The sequence below is a fragment of the Streptomyces sp. NPDC046335 genome (assembly GCF_055587985.1).
The window spans coordinates 349,353-369,631 of sequence record NZ_JBVJFF010000001.1; the positions used below are offsets into that span (position 1 = coordinate 349,353).

General features: G+C 72.0%; 14 protein-coding genes. All 14 read right to left on the bottom strand.

What is annotated here, in order from left to right; translation table 11 throughout:
• Window positions 1-9 precede the first annotated feature (9 nt).
• Window positions 10-1,482: an FHA domain-containing protein gene (locus ACZ6JY_RS01495; RefSeq protein WP_469191086.1), complete on the bottom strand. Its 1,473-nt coding sequence runs from the start codon at window positions 1,480-1,482 to the stop codon at window positions 10-12.
• Between the two features lie 129 nt (window positions 1,483-1,611).
• Complete coding sequence (locus ACZ6JY_RS01500) at window positions 1,612-2,958, bottom strand: vWA domain-containing protein (RefSeq protein ID WP_469191088.1); 1,347 nt, start codon at window positions 2,956-2,958, stop codon at window positions 1,612-1,614.
• 100 nt (window positions 2,959-3,058) lie between these two features.
• Window positions 3,059-4,369 carry a PP2C family serine/threonine-protein phosphatase gene (locus ACZ6JY_RS01505; RefSeq protein ID WP_469191090.1) on the bottom strand — a complete coding sequence of 437 codons (1,311 nt, stop codon included), beginning with the start codon at window positions 4,367-4,369 and terminating at the stop codon, window positions 3,059-3,061.
• Between the two features lie 3 nt (window positions 4,370-4,372).
• The gene (locus tag ACZ6JY_RS01510) at window positions 4,373-6,856 is read right to left on the bottom strand and encodes a serine/threonine-protein kinase (protein ID WP_469191895.1); all 2,484 of its coding nucleotides are present in this window, start codon (window positions 6,854-6,856) and stop codon (window positions 4,373-4,375) included.
• Between the two features lie 47 nt (window positions 6,857-6,903).
• Window positions 6,904-8,223 (bottom strand): hypothetical protein, encoded by a 1,320-nt coding sequence (locus ACZ6JY_RS01515; RefSeq protein WP_469191092.1) that lies wholly within the window; start codon window positions 8,221-8,223, stop codon window positions 6,904-6,906.
• A gap of 84 nt (window positions 8,224-8,307) precedes the next feature.
• The gene (locus tag ACZ6JY_RS01520) at window positions 8,308-9,324 is read right to left on the bottom strand and encodes a glutamate ABC transporter substrate-binding protein (protein WP_469191094.1); all 1,017 of its coding nucleotides are present in this window, start codon (window positions 9,322-9,324) and stop codon (window positions 8,308-8,310) included.
• A 32-nt stretch (window positions 9,325-9,356) separates the two neighbouring features.
• Window positions 9,357-10,931 carry a hypothetical protein gene (locus ACZ6JY_RS01525; protein WP_469191096.1) on the bottom strand — a complete coding sequence of 525 codons (1,575 nt, stop codon included), beginning with the start codon at window positions 10,929-10,931 and terminating at the stop codon, window positions 9,357-9,359.
• A gap of 246 nt (window positions 10,932-11,177) precedes the next feature.
• Window positions 11,178-12,167: an N-acetylglucosamine kinase gene (locus ACZ6JY_RS01530; protein ID WP_469191097.1), complete on the bottom strand. Its 990-nt coding sequence runs from the start codon at window positions 12,165-12,167 to the stop codon at window positions 11,178-11,180.
• A complete protein-coding gene (locus ACZ6JY_RS01535; protein WP_469191099.1) occupies window positions 12,158-13,423 on the bottom strand; it encodes a 6-phospho-beta-glucosidase in 1,266 nt (421 codons plus the stop codon). The genes ACZ6JY_RS01530 and ACZ6JY_RS01535 overlap by 10 nt, the downstream gene beginning before the upstream one ends.
• Before the next feature lie 8 nt (window positions 13,424-13,431).
• Entirely contained in the window at window positions 13,432-14,340 is a 909-nt protein-coding gene (locus ACZ6JY_RS01540) for a carbohydrate ABC transporter permease (RefSeq protein ID WP_469191101.1), read from the bottom strand.
• Window positions 14,341-14,346: 6 nt separating this feature from the next.
• Complete coding sequence (locus ACZ6JY_RS01545; protein WP_469191103.1) at window positions 14,347-15,282, bottom strand: carbohydrate ABC transporter permease; 936 nt, start codon at window positions 15,280-15,282, stop codon at window positions 14,347-14,349.
• Window positions 15,283-15,343: 61 nt separating this feature from the next.
• Window positions 15,344-16,672 (bottom strand): ABC transporter substrate-binding protein, encoded by a 1,329-nt coding sequence (locus ACZ6JY_RS01550; protein WP_469191105.1) that lies wholly within the window; start codon window positions 16,670-16,672, stop codon window positions 15,344-15,346.
• 85 nt (window positions 16,673-16,757) lie between these two features.
• The gene (locus ACZ6JY_RS01555) at window positions 16,758-17,951 is read right to left on the bottom strand and encodes an ROK family transcriptional regulator (protein ID WP_469191107.1); all 1,194 of its coding nucleotides are present in this window, start codon (window positions 17,949-17,951) and stop codon (window positions 16,758-16,760) included.
• Between the two features lie 1,905 nt (window positions 17,952-19,856).
• Window positions 19,857-20,036: a DUF397 domain-containing protein gene (locus tag ACZ6JY_RS01560; protein WP_469191109.1), complete on the bottom strand. Its 180-nt coding sequence runs from the start codon at window positions 20,034-20,036 to the stop codon at window positions 19,857-19,859.
• Window positions 20,037-20,279 lie beyond the last annotated feature (243 nt).

Here is a 20,279-nt window from a genome sequence, read left to right on the forward strand (position 1 = left end):
GCGGACGGTTCAGTCGCGGCGGACGGTGATGGTGGTCCAGGCGCCCACGTGTACGCGGTCGCCGTCCTGGAGCGGGATCGGGACGAACGGCTGGATGGGCTCCTCGCCATTGTTGACCGTGGTGCCGTTCGTGGAGTTCTGGTCGACGACCGCCCAGCTCCCGTCCGGCTGCTGGACCAGGACCGCGTGCTGGTGCGAGACGCCCGGGTCCTCCGGCGGCACCGACAGGTCGATGTCCGGGGTGTCGCCCGTGGAGTGCCGGCGGCGGCCGATGGTGAGCTGGTTGCCGGCCAGTGGACGCTGCTGCTCCGGCGAGTACGCGGGCAGGTTCAGGCCCGAGGCCTCGGGGCCGCTGCGCTGCATCATCGCCATGAAGTACTCGCGGTCGGGACCGATGGTCGCCGTCCACGTGCCGGGTCCCTGCGGTGCCTGCGGCTGCGGGGGCCCCTGCTGGAAGGGGTCCTGCTGCTGAGGCGCGCCCTGCTGCTGCGGCGGGCTCGGCTGAGGCGGGCCCTGCTGCTGCGGCGGGCCCTGCTGCGGGGGCGGGCTCTGCTGCGGGGACGGGCTCTGGAACACGTCCTGCCGCTGGAAGGGCTCCTGCTGCTGGGGCGGCCCCGACGGGAACTGCTCCTGCTGCGGCGGCGGGCCCTGCCGGAACGGCTCCGCCTGGGCGGGCGGCGCGGACGCGGACGACGGCGGGGACAGCACCCAGTCGTCGCCACCGCCGAAGGAGGGGCCTCCGGAGCCGGGCGGCGGCGGGGGCGGACCCTGCGGGCCGCCGGTCTGCTGCGGGAAGGCGGGCGCGGGCGGCGCGGGCGGACCCGGCTGCTGGAACGCCTGCGGAGCACCGGGACCCTGCTGACCGTGCTGCCCCGGTCCACCGTGCTGCCCGGGAGGACCGGGCTGCCCCGGCCTGCCGTCACCGTTGCCACCGCCGCCGTTGCCGTTGCCGTTCCCGAAGGGCGGGATCGGCTCGGCGGGGCGGTTCATCTGCGAGGGGCGCGAGCCCTGGTACTCGTACGACTCCTGACCCGGACGGCCTTGAGGCCCACCGGGACCGGGCCCACCGGGGCCGGGCTGCTGCTGCTGGAACTGCCGGCCCGACTGCGGCGGCGGCATGCCGGGACCGCCGTGCGTGGCCGGCAGCGGCGGGTTCGGCGCGGCCGGGGTGTACGACGTGGCGGTGTTCGTGAGGAAGTTCCAGCGGCACTCCTCGCAGAACGGCGCGTTCGCCTCGCGGGGCGTGCGGCACTGCGGGCAGAGCTCCGCCTCGGGGCCCGGGTCCGGCACGGCGGCCAGATGCGGGCGTCCGGGCGCGGGCTGCGAGAAGTTCGGGTCCTGGCCGGGAGGCGGCGGGGGGTAGCCGTACCCGGCCGCGGGCGGCGGCGGGGGAGGCGGCGGTACGGCACCGGCCATGCGGTGACCGCAGACCTCGCACCAGTCGTCGGAACCCGACTGGTGTCCGTTCGGGCAGGTCGGCATGTCGGCGCTTCCCCCTCTCCTACTCCGGCCCGAGGGCCGTACGACTCAACGTTCTGCACTGTCCGCGGCGCCGGGCGCCGCGCTTGCTGCTCTTCGGGCGAATCTCTCGGGTGATTCTCTCGGGCGAAGCTACTGCCTCTTCACCCGCACAGTCTTCGTCGACCGGGTCTCGAGTGTCATCTCGTCGGCCTCGGCGACCTTCGCCTTCAATCGAACAGTACCTTCCGCGGCATCCACGACGTCCACCACCTTCGAAAGCAGTTTCGCCGTATCCGCGTTGCCGGAGGCGGCCGCGAGCTGGACGGCCCGGCCGAGTTTCGCGGTCGCGCCGTCGAGATCTCCCGTTTTGCGCGCGTCGAGTCCCTGCTGGATGACCTGGGCCAGCTCGGCCTGGCCCGTGTAGTGCGCGACCTGAGGATTGATGCTGGTGGACGCCGTCATGTCGTCCGTCCACACCGCCCGCACGAGGCCCTGCGACAGCGTCTGCGCGCTCCCGTCGTCCTGCGGCACGACCAGGGAGACGCGGGCGGCGAGCATCTCCTGGCCGAGGCCGGCGCCGGGAACCTGCACGCAGATGTGGTAATCGCGGGACTCGTCGCCCCAGGAACCGGTGGGGTAGTCCCCGGCCCGCGGCCCGGCCTCCGTACGGCGGTCCGTCAGCTCCTCGACCGAGGGCGCCACCTGCTTCACGAACTTGATCTCCACGCCCACCGGCGTCCACAGCCGCAGGCTGACGTCGGCGACCTCCTTGCCCATGGCCGTCTCCATCATCGAGGTGAAGTCGGCGGCGAGCCCGGCCGGGTCGGCGACGATGTCGGCGGTGCCGAGCAGCGCGGAGGCGATCCCTGTGACCTCTTTCACCTCCCAGTCGGTGCCGACACCGCGGGCGTCGCAGGTGAAGCGGCCCGCGCAGGAGTCGAGCGCGGCCTTGAGGTCCTCCGGTGACTCGTGTTCATTGCGGCCGTCGGTGAGCAGGATGCCGTGCCGGATGGCGACGTCGGCGGAGGCGAGGATGCGGTCGGCCAGGCGCAGCCAGGTGCCGATCGCCGTGCCGCCGCCCGCGCTCAGCCTGCGCAGGGCCTGCTTGGCCTGCGCGCGGGTGGCCGCGTCCGCCACCGCGAGGCGGCCGTTGCCGGGGTAGACCTCCGTGGCGACGTGGGTGCCGCCGATCACCGCGAAGTGCACGCCGTCGCGCAGGGCGTCGATCGCGGCGGCCGTGGCGTCCCGCGCGCCCCGCATCTTCGTCGGCGGGTAGTCCATGGAGCCCGAGCAGTCGACCATGACCGCCACGGCGGCGTCCGGGCTCTGCCCCGCGGAGTACAGGTGCGGCGCGCTGACGGCGGTGCCGATCGTGCCGCCGCCGGTCGAGCTGACCGTGGCGATGGCGTTGACCTCGCGGCCGCCTTCGGGCAGGTACTCGTTCTGGTAGACGTCGACCGAGAACTGCGGCACGTTCGACTTCGAGAAAATGGCCATGGAAGCTGCTCCCCCTCAGATCCTCATGCGTTCCGGCCTCCCCCGGCCGGTGAAGTACGTGCGGTGGACGCGTCGGTGGTGCGCGGCGCGTACGCCGGCTCTAGGCCGATCCTGCCCCTTGCGGCACGAAGGGGAACGGGACGACGGCCACTGTTACGTTGTCGTGGCCCCCGCCGTCCAGCGCGTGGCCGACCAGGACCTGGGCGCTGTGCAGCGGCCGGTCCGCCGCGTCGGCGGGAACGGCCCGGGCCATCTCCTCGACGGCCTCGGCGTAGTTCCACAGTCCGTCCGTGCACACCACCACTACACCCGGGCGGTCGGGCTTGAAGGAAGCGGTGTGCGGCTCCAGTTCGTAGGCGTCCGCGCCGAGCCAGCCCGTGATGGCGTGCGCGCGCTCGTCCGCGTACGCCTCGGCCTCGTTCATGAGACCCGCGGCGACCATCTGGGCGGCCCACGAGTCGTCCTCGGTGAGGCGGACGGTGGGGCCGCCGCGGTCGTCGGGGACCCAGTAGGCGCGGCTGTCGCCGACCCAGCCGATCACGAGCAGACCGCCGGCGACGACGGCGCCGACCAGGGTGCAGGCGGGCGCGTTCTGGTGCGGGCTGTGCTCGCGGGCCGAAGTGGGCTCCGTGGCCAGGGCGTTGACGGCGTCGGCCGCCGACAGGATGGCGTCGTGCATGGCCTGCTGCGGGTGTGTGCCACGGGGCAGCGCCTCCCGCAGCGTCTCGTCGGCGGCGCGGGAGGCGGCGAGGGAGGCCTCGTCGGGGCGGGTCGCGGAGGACACGCCGTCACAGACGATGGCGACGACCGCGGAGGAGCCGTCGGGCAGGGCGGCCGCCGAGATCGCGAACGCGTCCTCGTTGCGGTGGTGGCGGAGCCCACGGTCGCTGACCGCGGCGACCGCGCCGAGCTCCTGCTCCATGTGGTCGCGCTCGCGCGGCTGGGCGTGCCCGCAGTTCTCGCAGTACCCGTCGGGGTCGACGCGCCCCGAGCGGCAGGCCACGCAGACCTTGGCGGCCGCGGCCGGGCCGGGCACGGCCGGGTCGGGCACGGCCGTACGCGGGTCTGCGGGCTCGGCGGTGGCCGCGGGGCCATCGGCGGGCAGCGGCGGGGCGCCGCCCGGCGGGGGCAGCGGGTACTCGTCGGGCTCCGCGGGCTCACTGCCCGCCGAGTCCGTGCCCGGCACGTCGGTGGCCAGATGGGTGGGCACCGGAGTGTCGGAGCTGTCCACCTCGGGGGCGACGGGCCAGGACGCTTCAGGGGCGGGGCGCCCGGCGGACCCGTTGGGGGAGGCGGCGGGACGGGCCGGCACGGCCGACAGGTCGTACCCGCACGCACCACAGAACAGGTCGCCCGACTCCAGCGGCTCCTCGCAGCTGGGACAGGCAGACAGTTGGGGCATCTGCGACATCACTCACACCCACGTCCGGGGGCGGAAACGGTTGGCCCGCTCCACCAGTTCGATCCTCTCCTCGCCACCCTGTGCGAGCCGGGCAAGTGTCCGGTACGAACGCTCCAGTCCGAACCGGAGACCGCGCTCGTCCAGTTCACTGCCGAGCAGTACGGTCCGCGAGCCGGTGGTGGCCGGCGGCGCGGAAACGTGACCAGAGTGCCTACCGGAGAGTACCCAGTCGAGCGCCGTCCCCAGAACCTCGGTCGACAGGCGCTCCCTGCGCACCGCGTCGAGACCGAAGCCGGCGAGGGCCTCTATCTGCCCGGCGGCGGCCGTCAGATCGTCAAGGAAGGCGGCGCCGGGTGACACCGCCTGCCCGTCGAGGCGCTGCCGCAGCCGCGCCCGCACCGCCGCGACGCGGGCCGCGGTGTAGTGGATCGACGACTCCGGCACCGACTCCAGGGTCTCCACGGCGCCGGTCCTGTCGTCGGCGGCGAGCCGCACCCGGGCCAGGCCGAACGCGGCGCTCACATAACTCGGGTCGGTGGTCCATACGAGGCGGTAGTACTCGGCGGCGTTGTCGAGCTGGCCGAGCACCTCCGCGCAGACGCCCAGCGCCAGCTTCGGCGCGGCCTCGCCGGGGAACGCGTCGTAGACCGCGTCGAAGGAGAGCGCCGCGTTCTCGAAGTCGCCGGTGGCCAGGGCCGCGACCCCCCGGTACCAGACCACCCGCCAGTCGTCCGGATGCTGCCGCTCCAGGTCGACGAGGGCCTGGGAGGCGGACGTCAGTTCGCCCATGGCGAGCCGGGCGCGCAGGCCGCGCAGCTGGAGCTCCACCGAGTCGGTGGGCGCCGCCCCGAGCGCGGTGATCAGCTCGGCGGGCGCGGACGCCAGGAGCCCGGCGAGGAAGCCCGCGTTCGGGTCGTTCGGATCGACGCGCGGCACGGGCAGGGCCAGCGAGGTCGCGGCCGACTCCAGCGGCCGCACGATCGTGGACGTCGGGGGCGCGGGCGGCAGCGCCCGGTGGCCGTTGCCGCCCGCCGGGACGTAGGGACGCACTCCGAGCCGCGACACGTCGCCCGAGAGCTCCGCGAACAGCTCGGTGTCGGTGACCTTCACCTCGGGCCCGAACAGGGTGGACAGGGACGGGCGCGGCTTGCCCGTCTGGAGCGCGACGACCTCCCGCAGGACGCCCGTGAGCTGCTCGGCCATCTCCTGCGCGGAGGCGAAGCGGCGCGCCGGGTCGGGGTCGGTGGCGCGCACCAGGAGCCGGTAGAAGGACTCGTAGGTGCGGAAGACCTCGATGTTGTCGGGGTCGGGCAGGGAGTCCACGAAGACGTTCGTGTAGCCCTGGAAGTCGAAGGTCAGGACGGCGAGCGTGCGCGCGACCGTGTAGAGGTCGGAGGCGACCGAGGGGCCGACCTCGGCGACCTCGGGCGCCTGGTAGCCGACCGTGCCGTAGATCGCGGACTCGTCGTCGTCCATCCTGCGGACCGCGCCCATGTCGATGACCTTGAGCTGGTCCTCGGTCTGGATGGCGTTGTCGACCTTGAAGTCGCAGTACAGAAGATTGCGGCTGTGCAGGTGGCCGAGGGCCTCAAGGGCCTCGATGCCGTACGCGCACGCCTGCTCGACCGGGAGCGGGTCGCGCTTGCCGTCCGCCGCTCGGCGGCCGTTGGCGATCTCCTTCAGGGACTTGCCGCCGACGTACTCCATGACGATGTAGCCGTCCATGGAGCCGGTGCGCTGGTCCAGGTGCTCGACGAAGTTGTAGATGCGGACGATGTTCGAGTGCTCGATCTCGGCGAGGAAGCGGCGCTCGGAGATCGCGGCGGCCATCGCGTCCTGGTCGCCCGTGTCGAGCAGGCCCTTGAGGACCACCCAGCGGTCGGACACCGCGCGGTCGATCGCGAGATACACCCAGCCGAGGCCGCCGTGCGCCAGGCAGCCCACGACCTCGTACTGCCCGTGCACGATGTCACCGGCGTTCAGCTTCGGCACGAAGGAGTACGGGTGGCCGCACTTGGTGCAGAAGCCCTCGGTGCGGCCGGGCCGCTCGCCCCGCGCCCGCCCCACCGGCGCCCCGCAGTCCGAGCGCGAGCAGAACCGCTTCCGCTCGGGCACCTCCGGATTCTCCTGCACCGCGCCGCGCGGGTCGGGACGCGGCACGTCCGGCACGGTGACCAGGCCGACGCCGAGCCGCCCGCGCCCCGAGGACGGGGCCGCCGAGCCCGAGCTGCGCACCGACACCGAACGGGAGGTCGAGCCGCCGGAGAGGGAGCGCGAGAGCCGCCCCGACACCGATCTGCGCGAGGACTGCGACCGGGCGGAACGGGAGGACGAACGCGAGGACGAGCGCGAGGACGAACGCGAACTCGAACTGCTGGAGCCCCGCGAGCCCTTGCCGCCGCCCGTGATGCCGGTCGGTGGCGAACCCACCATGCCGGTCGGTGAGACGACCGGCGCGAGACCGCACGTGTCGCAGTACAGCTCGCCGCCGCCCATGTCCTCGTACGACCCCGCACATCCGGGCCGCTGACACTGCCGCTGGCTCACGCTTCCCCCCTCCGGTCGGCGGTCCCGCCCTGCTGCGGGACCCTGGGCGCGAACACCTCGGCGGCGGCCCGCTGATAGCGCAGCACCGCCTCCTCGGCCACGCGCAGGTCACAGGGCGCGCTCCACAGCATCCGGCGCGCCGCGTCGTACCGCTCGATCAGGAGCGGGTCCTCGGCGTGGCCGTGCCGCGCCACCTTCGCCTTGTACGCGTCCAGGCGGCCCCTCAGCTCCGCGCGGACCGCGAGCGGCGCCGTGACGGCGGTCAGCGACTCACGGGCCCGCAGCAGCTCCTCCTCGGCCTTCTCCTCCAGTGACTCCAGGAGCGGCGAGAGGCGGTGCCACTGGGCGTTCCTTCGGTAGTCGGAGGCCATCGCGAGCTGCTCCTGGAGCGCGGTCGGAGGGCCGCTGACCGCGGGCACCTCGGAGGCGGCGATCTTCGCGAGGACCTCGCCGCGGGCGTTCCTCGCCTCCGCCAGCGTGCGGTCCGCGCGGGAGAGCACGTCCCGCAGCCGGCCGAGCCTGACCTCCGCGTCCTGGCGGACGGTGAGCACCGCCTCGATCTCGCGGCGCACCTCCTCCAGGGCGCGCGCCTCGCGGTCGTAGCGGTCGGTGTGCGCACGGCCGCCGCCCGGCGCCGAACTGCCCTCGGCGCGCTGCCAGAAGGCGAGCGGGTCGCTGATCACCTGCTCGCGCAGAGCGGTCAGGGCGCGCGTGATGCGCTCCAGGTCGTCGCCCGAGGGGTGCTCCCCGGGGCGCACGCCCACGGAGTGCGCGAGCTGACGGGTGCGGGACAGCTCGGCGGCGAGCAGGTCGATGCGGGCGGGCAGCGCCGACCACACCGCGTCGGCGGCCACCACCATGTCCAGCGAGTGCGCGTACAGGTCGTTCATACGAGTGACCAGCTCTTCGAGCGTGAAGCGCTCGGTCAGCTTGGCGGGGCCCGTGATGGAGGGGGAGGTGCCGGACGCGGAGCCGCCCGCCAGGGTCACGGACTCCCCGCGCAGCAGCTCCGTCAGCTCCGCCAGGTCCTCGCGGCTGGGCCAGCGGCGGCGGGCGCGCAGCTCACGCGCGGCGTGCAGGGCACCGGCGTAGGCGTCGAAGTAGGCCCAGAGCAGGGTGATCCGGCTCTCCGCAGCCGCCCAGCGCTCCTCGGTGACGCCGGTCAGCCGAGCGCCCTCCAGGAGGCGGCGCCCGGCGTGGTCCTGGAGGGCGAGGAGCGAGGTCTCGATCGCCTCGTGCTCGGCGTCGAGCCGCGCCAGCGCACGGTCCACCTCGTCCCGGTCCATCAACGGGCCGGGGGGTCCCGTGACGCTCATCGATCACCTCTCCGCTCTGCGTTGCCGTAACTCCGCGTTGGTTACGAGCCAGTTGTACGCCCTCATGCATAACGTCCGCGTCTGTCAGTCGCGGTACTCGGCCTTCGGCGGTATCGCGTCCTTGCCGATCGGGCCCCTGAGCCACTTGTCGTAGGACTTCTGCCAGCCGTCCTTGTCCGCGCGGTAGTCGGCGAGGACCTTGTTGACCCTGCGGACCAGGTCGTCCGAGCCCTTCTTCATCGCCACGCCGTAGTACTCGGTGGTGAACGGTTCCTTGCCCTTGAGTTCGAGCGTCGGGTCCTGGGCCACCTGGCCCGCGGCGAGCGCGCTGTCGGTCACCACCGCGTCCACCTCACCCAGTTGCAGCCGCACCAGGCAGTCGAGCTGGTTGGGCACCGTGGTGGAGATGTCGGCACCGTAGCTCTTCTTCTTGAGCTCGTCCTCGGCGATGGAGCCCGCGGCCGAGCAGATCTTCTTGCCCTTGAGCGACTTGTCGTAGCCCGTGATGTCGGTGGACTTCCTGGGCGCGAGCACCTGCTGGCCGGTCTTGAAGTACCCGGTGGAGAAGTCGACGTCCTTCAGTCGCTCGCAGTTGACGGTCATGGTGCGTACGACCATGTCGACCTGGCCGCCCTTGATCGCATCGGTGCGCTTGTTGGTCGGGATGGCGCGGAACACGACCGCGTCACGTTTGTCGAAGATCTCCTCGGCTATCTCCCGCGCGAGGTCGATGTCGAAGCCCTTCAGCTCACCGCCCTTCTTGTTCGGATCGCGGTAGCCCCAGCTGTAGCTGTTCTGGTCGACGCCGATGACGATCTTCTTGACCTTGCGGTTCTTGATGGCCTCGATCGTCGGGCCGTCGTCGTCGGCCGGGGGAAGGCTCTGGTCGTTGCAGTCGTCGGCCTCGGCCCGCGCGGGTGCCGCGACCGCGACGGTCTCGCCGCCGCGGCCCGCGCCGTCCCCGTCCCTGCCGCCGTCCCTGCCGCTGTCGCCGTGCGGCAGGGCCACGAGGGCCCCCGTGAGGGCGCAGGCGAGGCCCAGCGCGCCGAGGCCCGCCCGGCGCCCGCCGCTCGGCCCGGCCATGCCGTGTCGTGTCCTCATCGTCCGCTCGCTCCCTTCCGCCGTCGGCCCCGTCATCGGTACTCCGAGAGCCTGCGGCCGATGCCGAGCACGGCACCCGCCGCGGCGAGCACCGCGAGGACCGCGGCACCGACGGGCAGCCCGCGCATGGCGCCCCTGCCGTCCTCGGCCGCCTGCTTGAACTGACGTTGCTCATGCTTCAAAGCCCGGTCCAGGGCCGCGTCCACGTTGTCGAAGCACTCGCCGGTCGCGCCCTTGGCGCCGATGACCTTGTCGAGCGCTCCCTGGTAGTCACCGGAGTCGTCGCTGGAGCGGGCCACCTCGTGGCGGTCCTCCCAGACGACCACGCTCTCGGCGGCCTCGGCCACCGGGTCCGCGCCGCGCGCGTCACCCCTGGCAAGGTCCGCGGCCCTGCCGAGGAGGCCGCTGTCCTTGTCGCCGAGCTGCTTCATCAGCGCGCGGTAGGAGACGTCGAACTTGTCCTTGCTCTTGCCCTTCACCTCGATGGTCTCCGCGCCCCGGCTCACCAGTGTGAGGTTCTCGTTGCCCCGGGCCTTCAGGGACTTGATGCGGGCGTCGTTGAGGACGTTCAGGGAGCGCACGCCGTCGTCGTACGACTCGTTGAGCCCGGAGCGGGCCACGGTGTGCCCGACGACGAGCCAGAGCAGCACGACCGTGCAGGCGGCCGTCGCCGCGAGCATGCCGTGGTTGAACACCCGGTTCGTACGGCGATAGTTGCGACGCTGCGCCCAGGCGAGGGCGGCGAGCGCGAGGACGCCGAGGGCGATGGCGAACCAGGGATACGGCTTGGCCTTGTCGTAGTCGGAGGCCAGGCGGGCGTTCTCCGCCTCGTACAGCTTCTCGGCGGCCGGGAGCATCTGCGTCTGCATCTTGTCGTTCGCGTACCGCAGATAGGCGCCGCCCAGGGGCAAACCCTGGCGGTTGTTGGCGCGGGCCTGCTCGATGAGGCCCGTGTACTCCGGGAGCAGTTCGTTCAGCTTGCCGACGGCGGCGGCCGACGACGAGGTCGATCCCGCGTTCGACGCGGCCGTGGTGAGCTTCTCCGACGCCCGCTCGATGTCCCGGTCGTACCGGTCGCGGACGGCCTCGGGCTCCTGGCCGCCGGCGAGGAAACCGCTGGACGCCGCGGTGTTGGCGTCGGCCAGCGAGCGGTAGATGGCGGCGGCGTCGGCGCTCAGCGGCTGGCTGCGGTACAGCACGTCGTGCGCGGCGGCCGAGCGGTCCGACATCTGCCAGGTGGTGACCGCGCCGAACGCGAGGACCAGCGCGGCGAGGAGGGCGCCGATGATCCGCAGCCTGCCCGGCTCGGTGGTCGCCGCGGCGCGCAGCCGGTCCATGCCCTCGGCCCAGGCGGTGCGCCGGCCGGCGGCGGATTGCGTATCGGGAGACCGGCGCGCGGGCGGAACACCAGGGGGCTGCGACGGGGCGGCGGGCAGCGTGGGGGCGGGCGGACCCGGGGTCTGGCCCGGAGTCCGGCCCGAAGTCTGGCCCGGAGGCCCGGCCTGCGCGGGCGGCCCCGGCGGACCCGGTGGTCCGGGCGGGCCCGGCGGCATCGCGCTGCCGTTCGGCGGATGTGACACCTCGACCTCGACCTCCCCCTTGGTCATCGGACTGCGGCTCCCGCCCCGGCGCACCGGCACGAGAAGTCCACGGCCGCAAGTATTGCCGCAGGGACTGACATCCGCACAGGCCTTGACTCGATCTTGTTCGGATCCCTGCTCTGGAACACGAGATTCGAAGGCGTTCGGTTCCGTGTTCGGCCTGTGTTCGGTCCCCTCTCTCCCCCGAACGAGCCGAGCCGCGCCGGGCGTTGGCCCGACGCGGCTCGAAACGTGCGCCCACTGCGGGGACCGTCAGGCGTCGCCGCTCTCGTACTGCTCCCGCACGCGCGCGTGCACCCCGGCCGGCGCCCCCACCTGGTCGAGGCCGAGCAGCGCGGCGCCGAGCACCGGCCGCGCGGTGACGACCCGGGGCTCCGCCTTCGGGGCCCGCTCGGCGAGCAACGCCCGAACCCTGTCGTCCAGTTGCGGATGGCGGGCCGCCAGGACGCTGCCGCCGAGCAGCACCGGGGCCTTCTCGGCGAGCAGCCCGAGGCGGTCGAGGGCCACGGTCGACATGGCGACGACCTCGTCGGCCATCCGGTCCACCAGCGAGCGCGCCACGGCGTCGCCCGCCGCCGCGGTGGCGAAGAGCACCGGCGTCAGCTCGTGCCGCCTGGCCGCCGGGATGCGGCCCAGGTGCAGCGCCTCGATCAGCGCGTACATCGACGGCAGGCCGAAGTGGGCGGGCAGCGTCCCGCGCAGCGCGGTCGGCCCGCCGCGGCCGTCCTCGGCCCGCGCCGCGTGCCACAGCGCCTCCTCGGCGAGGCTGCCGCCCCCACCCCAGTCGCCGGAGATCCGGCCGATCGCGGGGAAGCGCGCGGTGCGCCCGTCGGGCAGCATGCCGACGCAGTTGATGCCCGCCCCGCAGACCACGGCGACGCCCCGCGGCTCGGCGTCCTCCAGGAGCCCGGCGCGCAGGATGGCGAAGGTGTCGTTGCGCACGTCCACCGAAGCCCCCCACGCGCGCCGGCGCAGGGCGTCCGCCAACTGCCGCTCCTCCACCGGCAGATCGGCGTTGGCCAGGCAGGCCGACACATGGCCCACGGAGTCGACCCCCGCCTCGGCGAACGCCCGCGTCACCGCGTCCGCGAGCACGTCCACCGCCGGCCCGACGCCGACCTGAGGGGGCTGGAACCCGCCGCCGCGGGCCGCGCCGACGACAGTGCCGTCGGCCGCGACCACCGCGACGTCGGTCTTGCTGTTGCCCGCGTCGATCGCGAGCACGCTCGTGCCTACGCCCACGCCAGGTGCTCCCGGTTGTGCGCGATCAGGCTGTCGGTGAGCTGCTCGGCGTACGCGTACTGGCCGACCAGGGGGTGGGCGAGCAGTGCCTTGAAGACGCGGTCGCGGCCGCCGTGCAGGGCGGCCTTCAGCGCGAGGTTCTCGTAGGCGGTGACGTTGGCGATCAGCCCCGCGTACAGCGGGTCGAGCGCGGGGACCGCGAGGGGCGTGGCGCCCGTGCCGTCCACCGACGCCTGCACCTCGATGACCGCGTCGTCGGGCAGGAACGGCAGCGTGCCGTTGTTGACGGTGTTGACCACCTGGTGGGGGCTGCCGCCGTTGCCGAGCAGCGAGGCCGCCAGGTCCACGGCCGCCTCGGAGTAGAAGGCTCCGCCGCGCTTGCCGAGCAGCGCAGGCTTCTCGTCGAGCGTCGGGTCGCCGTACATCTCCAGGAGCTCACGCTCCATCTCGGCCACTTCGGCGGCGCGCGACGGCTTGGTCCTCAGCTCCTGGACCACCGCGTCGTGCTGGTAGAAGTAGCGCAGGTAGTACGAGGGCACGACACCGAGCCGGTCGACGATCTCGCGCGGCATGCGCAGATCGGCGGCGACCGCGTCCCCGTGCTCGGCGAGCAGCTTGGGCAGCACGTCCTCGCCGCCGGGGCCCCCGAGACGTACGCCCGTCTCCCACGTCAGGTGGTTGAGCCCCACGTGATCGAGGTGCACCTCGCCCGGCGCGACGTCGAGCAGCCTGGCGAACTTCCGCTGGAAGCCGATCGCCACGTTGCACAGGCCGACCGCCTTGTGCCCGGCCTGGAGCAACGCGCGCGTGACGATGCCCACGGGGTTGGTGAAGTCGATGATCCAGGCGTTCGGGTTGGTCCGCCGTACGCGCTCGGCGATGTCGAGGACGACGGGGACCGTGCGCAGCGCCTTGGCGAGGCCGCCCGCGCCGGTGGTCTCCTGGCCGACGCAGCCGCACTCCAGGGGCCATGTCTCGTCCTGGTTGCGGGCCGCCTGCCCGCCGACGCGCAGTTGCAGAAGCACGGCGTCCGCGTCCGCGACGCCCGCGTCCACGTCGGATGTGGTGACGATGCGGCCGGGGTGCCCCTGCTTGGCGAAGATGCGCCGCGCGAGGCCGCCCACCAGCTCCAGACGGTCGGCGGCCGGATCGACGAGGACGAGCTCCTCGATCGGCAGGGAGTCCCTCAACCGCGCGAATCCGTCGATGAGTTCTGGCGTGTAGGTCGACCCTCCGCCGACCACTGCGAGCTTCATATCGGTTCTCAGCCCTTTACTCCGGTGAGGGTGACGCCTTCGACGAAGGCCTTCTGTGCGAAGAAGAAGATGACGATGACGGGCGCCATGACGAGCAGGGTCGCGGCCATGGTCATGTTCCAGTTGACGCTGTGGGCGCTCTTGAACGACTCCAGGCCGTAGCTGAGCGTCCACGCGCCGGGGTTCTGGGCCGCGTAGATCTGCGGCCCGAAGTAGTCGTTCCAGCAGTAGAAGAACTGGAAGAGCGCGATGGCGGCGATGCCCGGCTTGGCCATCGGCACGACGATCTTGACCATGGTGCGGAACTCACCGCAGCCGTCCACCTTGGCCGACTCGATGTACTCCTTGGGGATGGTGAGCAGGAACTGCCTCAGCAGGAAGATCGAGTACGCGTCGCCGAACGCCATCGGGATGATGAGCGGCCACAAGGTGCCCGACAGGTGGAACTGCTGCGCCCACACCAGGTACATCGGAATGACGATGACCTGCGGCGGCAGCATCATCGTCGAGATGACGAGCAGCATCGCGGCGCGCCGCCCGCGGAAGCGGAACTTGGCGAGCGCGTACGCCACGGGGATGGCCGAGCAGACCGTGAAGAGGGTGCCGAGACCCGCGTAGATGAGCGAGTTGCGCCACCAGTCCAGGAAGCCCGGCGTCTCGAACACGGCCTTGTAGTTCGACCAGTGCCAGGTGTCGGGCCACAGGTCTCCGCTCATGGCCTGCGCGTCGCTCATCACCGACGTCAGGAAGACGAAGACGAACGGCAGGACGAACAGCAGAGCGACGGCTATCGCCACGCTGTGCACCGCGATCCAGTGCAGGACCCGCTTGCGGCGGGCGCGGGCGGCTGCGGGGCCGCGCTGCTTGGGGGCGGTGGTGGCCGGCGCGGCGGGCGCGCTGAGAGTCGTAGTCGTCATGAGTCCTCAGTCCTCCGCCGAGAGCAGCCCGGAGCGCTTGCGCATCAGGAGCAACGTCACGGCCATGGCGATGGCGAAGAGTACGAGCGAGAGCACGCACGCGGCACCGGTGTTGAAGTTCTGGAAGCCCATCTGGTAGACGAGCTGGGGGACCGTGAGGGTCGAGTGGTCCGGGTAGCCGGGCTGGATGACGGATCCCGGCCCGATGTTGACGCCGGAGGCGACCTTTCCGGCGACCAGGGCCTGCGTGTAGTACTGCATGGTCTGCACGACACCCGTGACCACCGCGAACATCACGATCGGCGTGATCGCGGGCCACGTGACGTAGCGGAACTTGGCCCACGCCCCGGCGCCGTCCAGGTCCGCCGCCTCGTACTGCTCCTTGGGCACGTCCAGCAGGGCGGCCATGAAGATGACCATCAGGTCGCCGATGCCCCACAAGGAGAGCATCACGAGCGAGGGCTTGGCGGTGTCCGGGTCGTTGAACCAGTTGGGCCCGGAGATCCCGACGGCGTCCAGCATCTCGTTCACCGGGCCCGTGCCCGGGTTGAGCAGGAAGACGAAGGCAACGGTGGCGGCCACCGGCGGGGCGAGATACGGCAGGTAGAAGGCGGTGCGGAAGAGCCCGGCACCCGTCTTGATCTTCGTGATCAGCAACCCGAGCGAGAGCCCGAAGACCACGCGCACGGCCACCATGACCACGACCAGCCAGAGCGTGTTCCACAGGGCAGGCCCGAACAGGGGCATCTGCTCGAACACGTACGTCCAGTTCCGAAGACCCACGAAGGTGGGTTCTTTGATCTGGTTGTAGTGCATGAACGAGAAGTAGACGGTGGCGATCAGCGGATACGCGAAGAAGACGCTGAAGCCGACCAGCCAGGGGGAGAGGAAGCCGAGCGTGCGCAGTCTGCGGCGCGCGGGGTTGGAGAGGGTCATTGCCATGGGCGGGGGTTCCTTAGCTCTTCAGCTCTTCAGCTCGTCAGCACGTGATCTCTTCCGGTCTTCAGCTCTTGGACTGGAGGATGTCGGCGTCGATCTGCTCGTCGAGCTTCCTCAGGCCCTTGCGCAGGTCACCGGCGCGCCCGGCCTCGACGGAGTAGGCGAAGTCCATCAGCGAGACGACGTACGAGCCGCCGTTGACGGAGGGCGGCAGGGCCTCGCTGTGCTTGTTCTCCAGAATGTCGAAGAACGTCCGGAAGGTCGGATCGGCGTCCAGCTTCGGTGACTTGAGCGCGGCGAACGTGGAGGGCACGTTGTGGATGGCGTTCGCGAAGCTGACGACCTGCTCGGTGTCCGCGGTCAGGAACCGCACCAGCTCCCAGGCGGCGTTCTGGTGCTTGCTGCTGTGCGCGATCCCCGCGACGGTCCCGGTGATGAAGCCGCGCCCGTACGTCTCGGCCTGGTCGTCGGGAACGGGCAGCGGAGCCACGCCCCAGTCGAACTTGGCCTTGGCCTCGTCCAGCATGAGTCCGCGCCACTCACCGTCCAGATGCATGGCGACCTTCCCGGTCAGGAAGGCGTTCTGGCTGGACATCTCGTCACCGAAGGTGAGCCGGAACCGTTCGAGATCGTCGAAGCCGCCCTGTACGCGGGCCAGCTCGCGCGTGGTCTTGAAGAACTCGTACGTGGCGGGCTCGTCGGCGAGCCGCGATTCGCCGTCCGCGTTGAAGTACTTGGGCCCCCACTGGGCGAAGAGCCGGTCGGGGCTGTTCTGGTAGAAGCGGAAGTTGGGCAGGTACCCGACCTGCTTGTACGAGTTCTTGCCGCTGCGGATCGTCAGCTTCTTGCTGACCTCCTCGAACTCGGACATGGTGCGCGGCGGCCGCTCGATGCCCGCCTTCTTGTAGGCGTCCTTGTTGTAGTACATGCCGAAGGCGTCGGCGAGCAGGGGCAGGGCGCACTGGTTGCCGCGGTAACTGGTGTAGTCGAGCAGCGTCTTGGGGAACGTCTTGCGCTTGTCCAGCCCGGTCTTCTCCATGAAGGGATCGAGGTCCGCCCACATCCCGGAGTCGCAGTACTGGCCGACGTTGTTGGTGGTGAAGGACGACACCACGTCCGGGGCCTTGTCGCCGCCCGCGCGCAGGGCCTGGTTGACGGTCGCGTCGGAGACGTTGCCGGTGGCCTTCACGTCGATGTTCGGGTGCAGCTTCTCGAACCGGGCGATGCTGTCGTTGACGGCCTTGACCTCGCCGGGCGTCGCCCAGCCGTGCCAGAACTTCAGGGTGACCGGCTTGGTCGGGTCGTCGTTCGCGCTGCCGACGCTCGGGTTGGCGCAGCCGGCGAGCAACAGCCCGGCTGCGGCGAGCGCCGCGGGTATGCGCCATCGCGGCATGGCGGACTTCCTTTACGGAGTACGGGGGGAGGGGGGGCGGAGCTTCTGGGGCTACGGTGCTTTGGTGGTCTGGTGCTCTGTGGGTTCAGGCCGTGTCGAAGACCTGGTCACGGGCCTGGGTGAGGGCTTCGCGGAGGGCGCCGGTGAGGATCGGGTCACCGGCGAGTTCACTGATGCGGACCTGCGGGCGCGGCAGGGCGAGCCCGGTCAGCTCCTCCTCGACGCGTACGCGCAGCTTGTCGCCGCCCGCCTGGGCCACGGACCCGGAGAGGACGACGAGTTCGGGGTCGACGACGGCGACGACGGCGGCGATGCCGGTGGCGAGGCGGCGGGCCACTTCGGCGAGGACCGTGTCGTCGGCGAGGGCGGCCTCCAGGGTGGCTTCGGGGCCGCCGAGTTCGCGTACCACGGGTGCGGAGACGAGGCTCTGGAATCCGCCGCCTCCGTCGGGCCCGCGGGTCGCCTCCGGGCCGCCGTGCGCCAGGGGGGCGCCCGGGAGGGGCATGTAGCCGATCTCGCCTGCGCCGCCGGTGGCGCCGCGCAGCAGGGTGCCGCCGAGCACGATGGCTGCGCCCACGCCGTCGTCGAGCCAGGTCAGCACGTAGTTGTCGTGGTCCTGGGCGGCGCCTTCGTATTGCTCGGCGACCGCGGCCAGGTTGACGTCGTTCTCGATGGCGACGGGGGTCCCGAGGACCGCGGCGAGGTCGTCGCGCAGGGTGCGGGAGTGCCAGCCGGGCAGGTGAGGGGCGTAGCGGAGCTGGCCGGTGTGCGGGTCGATGGCGCCGGGGGTGCCGATGACGGCGGCCCGCAGGTCTTCGTGGCCGAGGCCCGCCTGACGCAGGGCGCCGTCGACGGCCTCGGTGACGAGCTGGGCGGTGCGGTGGCGCACGTCCTCGGCCACGGCGTCGGCCTCCACGCGTTCCTTGCCGAGGACGGTGCCGGTGATGTCGGCGACGAGGGCGGTGATGCCGGTGGGGTCGGCGGACAGCGCGGCGACGTGCCCGGCGCCGGGGTCGATCTCGTACAGCAGGGCGTTCGGCCCCGGGCGCCCGCTGAGGCTGCCGGTGGTGTGCACGAGGCCGGCCGCTTCGAGCCGCCCGAGGAGCTGGGAGGTCGTCGGCTTGGACAGCCCGGTCAGCTCTCCGATGCGGGTACGGGTGAGGGGGCCGTGCGCTACGAGGAGATCCAGCACGGCCCGGTCATTCATGGCCCGCAGGACGCGGGGCGTGCCGGGGGTGCCAGGGGTGCCCGGAGCCCCCGGGGTGCTGCCTGCTGCCATGACGCCACCTGCCTGTGCCTGTCGGCTCGCCGCCGGTTAACTGTTAGGAAACTTTCCAAACGTTCTGACGGGTGTGGACGCTAGGCCTGGCGTGAATATGCCGTCAAGAGAAGAGGGCTTTGCGGCAACCAAGTCGTTACCTGGGAGGGGCGGCGTTGCAAGGGCTGCGTTTCTGGGCGTGCTTACGGGGCTTCGGTGGGCCGGTGGCGTTGCTTGCTTACCGGGGCCGCCCGGTTCTCCGGAAGTGTGGCGGTTCCGCCCCACCAGTAAAGGGCGCTCCCTACGGTCGCGTCGGCTCCGCCGATTCCGCTCCGCTCCACCCTTGACTGCCGAGCCTCCACCGCAGAGGGATTGCTGACCGGGCGGCCACGGGGTGGGGCGACGGAGACGGTTGGGTGGACGGTGCGAGTTGCCTGCCGGGTGCGGACTAGTCCTTCTGGCGTGAACGCCAAGGGGCAAGGCGGGCGGGGGCGGGCCGGCTTCTCCGCTCGGGGCATCGGGTTTCACTGCCGAGTGCGGACTGGTTCGTCGCAGCCTCGCCGAGGCCGAGGATGCTCGGCCGGGCGGACCGGCTGCGCTCCGGTGGCGGTGTCGGGTGTCGCGGCCGAGTGCGGACTGGTTCGTCGCAGCCTCGCCGAGGCCGGGGATGCTCGGCTGGGTGGGACGGTTCCGCCCCGGTGGCGGTGTCGGGTATCGCTGCCGGGTGCGGACCGGCCCATACGGGGAGTGGGTCAGCTCGTACGGCCTCGACCGGGCGGGGCGGCTCTGGTCCGGTGGCGGCGTCGGGTGTCGTGGCCGGGTGCGACCGGCCCATACGGGGCGCAGGGCAGGGGCGTCGCTCGGCCGGGTGGATGGGCCAGCGTGGCGGCTGGGTGCGGGCGGGCCTATACGGAGGGCGGGCCCGGGAGGTTGTGCTGGCGAGCTGGCGGTCGACCGCTCTGGGAGGGGGACGGGCACCAACTTTGCGCAGGTTGCGTTTCGACCAACGGGGGGCGCACGCGGCGGCGAGTGCGCTGTCCGCAAAGTTGGTCCCCGCCAGCCCGCCAGCCCGCCAGCCCGCCAGCCCGCCAGCCCGCCAGTCTCAGCCGGTCAGCCGGACGTATACGCCCCCAACTCCCCGCCCTGCCCCCCCCTGCGGCCCCACGAGGACCTCCCGGGCCGCCCCAGATGTGACACGCAGGGATTGCAGAAAAGTCCCCACCCGCGCCAGAGAAACAGCAAGTCAGAGGCAGGCGACCAGGCCAGACAGCGGGACTTTCCTGCGCTACCTGGCCAGCACGCCCCGAACGGCGTACCGCCTACGCGCCTGCGTACTGCGTACCGCGTGCCTGCGACGGTGGAGCCGAGCCGGAAAGGTGAACTCTGCTGCGGCCGGCCCTGGCCGCTGCCCTCGTCCGTCCGTGTCGGCGGCGGAAGAACAAGCCGAGCCCGCCCCGTGTCGCCCGCGCCTCGTATGGGCCGGTCCGCACCCGGCAGCGATGCCCGAGCCGCCACCGGACCGGAACCGCCCCGCCCGGCCGAGCGTGCCCGGTCTCGGCGAGGCTGCGACGAACCAGTCCGCACCCGGCCGCCAACCCGCACCGCCCACCGGAGCGCAGCCGGTCCGCCCGGCCGAGCATCCTCGGCCTCGGCGAGGCTGCGACGAACCAGTCCGCACCCGGCACTCACACCTCGCTGCCCACCCAACCGTCCCCGTCGCCCCACCCGTGGCCGCCCGGTCAGCAAATCCCCTGCGGTGGAGGCCCGGCAGTCAAGGGTGCAGCGGAGCGGAATCGGCGGAGCCGACGCGACGCAGGAGCGCCCTTTACTGGCGGGGCGGAACCGCCACACTTCCGGAGAACCGGGCGGCCCCGGTGACCGAGCAACGCCACCGGCCCGGCAAGGCTCCCGCCCCGCAGGCCGCGTTCAGCGGAGTGACGTGGTGAAAGCCGCCCAGGTGGCCGGGGTGAGGCGAAGTATCGGGGCGTGGGGGTCCGGGTCCTTGGAGTCACGTATGGCGACCGTTCCCCGCACGTTGGTGGCTACTTCCACACACTCGCCTGCCGTGTTGCTGTAACTCGACTTGGTGAAGGTGAACTCGGGCACGGTCAGATCTCCTGGCTGATGACCAACGCGCTGCTGCACGGCAGTCTCCGTGACCGCCTCATCCGCGTACGGATCACCCTCACCGTCGACACCCTCCGCATAGAGGTCACCGACCCGCGAGGCGAGCGGCTGCCGGAGCCGCGCGTGGCGGACGGCACGGACCAGTTCGGGCAGGGACTGCTCCTGGTGGAGGCGCTGGCCGACAGCTGGGGGTGGCGGCTGGAGGCCGTCGGGAAGACGGTC

What these genes read in the sequence shown, in the direction of transcription:
- ACZ6JY_RS01495 (WP_469191086.1), bottom strand. Translation starts at nt 1,482, where the DNA reads ATGCCGACCTGCCCGAACGGACACCAGTCGGGTTCCGACGACTGGTGC.
- ACZ6JY_RS01500 (WP_469191088.1), bottom strand. Translation starts at nt 2,958, where the DNA reads ATGGCCATTTTCTCGAAGTCGAACGTGCCGCAGTTCTCGGTCGACGTC.
- ACZ6JY_RS01505 (WP_469191090.1), bottom strand. Translation starts at nt 4,369, where the DNA reads ATGTCGCAGATGCCCCAACTGTCTGCCTGTCCCAGCTGCGAGGAGCCG.
- ACZ6JY_RS01510 (WP_469191895.1), bottom strand. Translation starts at nt 6,856, where the DNA reads ATGGGCGGCGGCGAGCTGTACTGCGACACGTGCGGTCTCGCGCCGGTC.
- ACZ6JY_RS01515 (WP_469191092.1), bottom strand. Translation starts at nt 8,223, where the DNA reads ATGAGCGTCACGGGACCCCCCGGCCCGTTGATGGACCGGGACGAGGTG.
- ACZ6JY_RS01520 (WP_469191094.1), bottom strand. Translation starts at nt 9,324, where the DNA reads ATGAGGACACGACACGGCATGGCCGGGCCGAGCGGCGGGCGCCGGGCG.
- ACZ6JY_RS01525 (WP_469191096.1), bottom strand. Translation starts at nt 10,931, where the DNA reads ATGACCAAGGGGGAGGTCGAGGTCGAGGTGTCACATCCGCCGAACGGC.
- ACZ6JY_RS01535 (WP_469191099.1), bottom strand. Translation starts at nt 13,423, where the DNA reads ATGAAGCTCGCAGTGGTCGGCGGAGGGTCGACCTACACGCCAGAACTC.
- ACZ6JY_RS01540 (WP_469191101.1), bottom strand. Translation starts at nt 14,340, where the DNA reads ATGACGACTACGACTCTCAGCGCGCCCGCCGCGCCGGCCACCACCGCC.
- ACZ6JY_RS01545 (WP_469191103.1), bottom strand. Translation starts at nt 15,282, where the DNA reads ATGGCAATGACCCTCTCCAACCCCGCGCGCCGCAGACTGCGCACGCTC.
- ACZ6JY_RS01550 (WP_469191105.1), bottom strand. Translation starts at nt 16,672, where the DNA reads ATGCCGCGATGGCGCATACCCGCGGCGCTCGCCGCAGCCGGGCTGTTG.
- ACZ6JY_RS01555 (WP_469191107.1), bottom strand. Translation starts at nt 17,951, where the DNA reads ATGGCAGCAGGCAGCACCCCGGGGGCTCCGGGCACCCCTGGCACCCCC.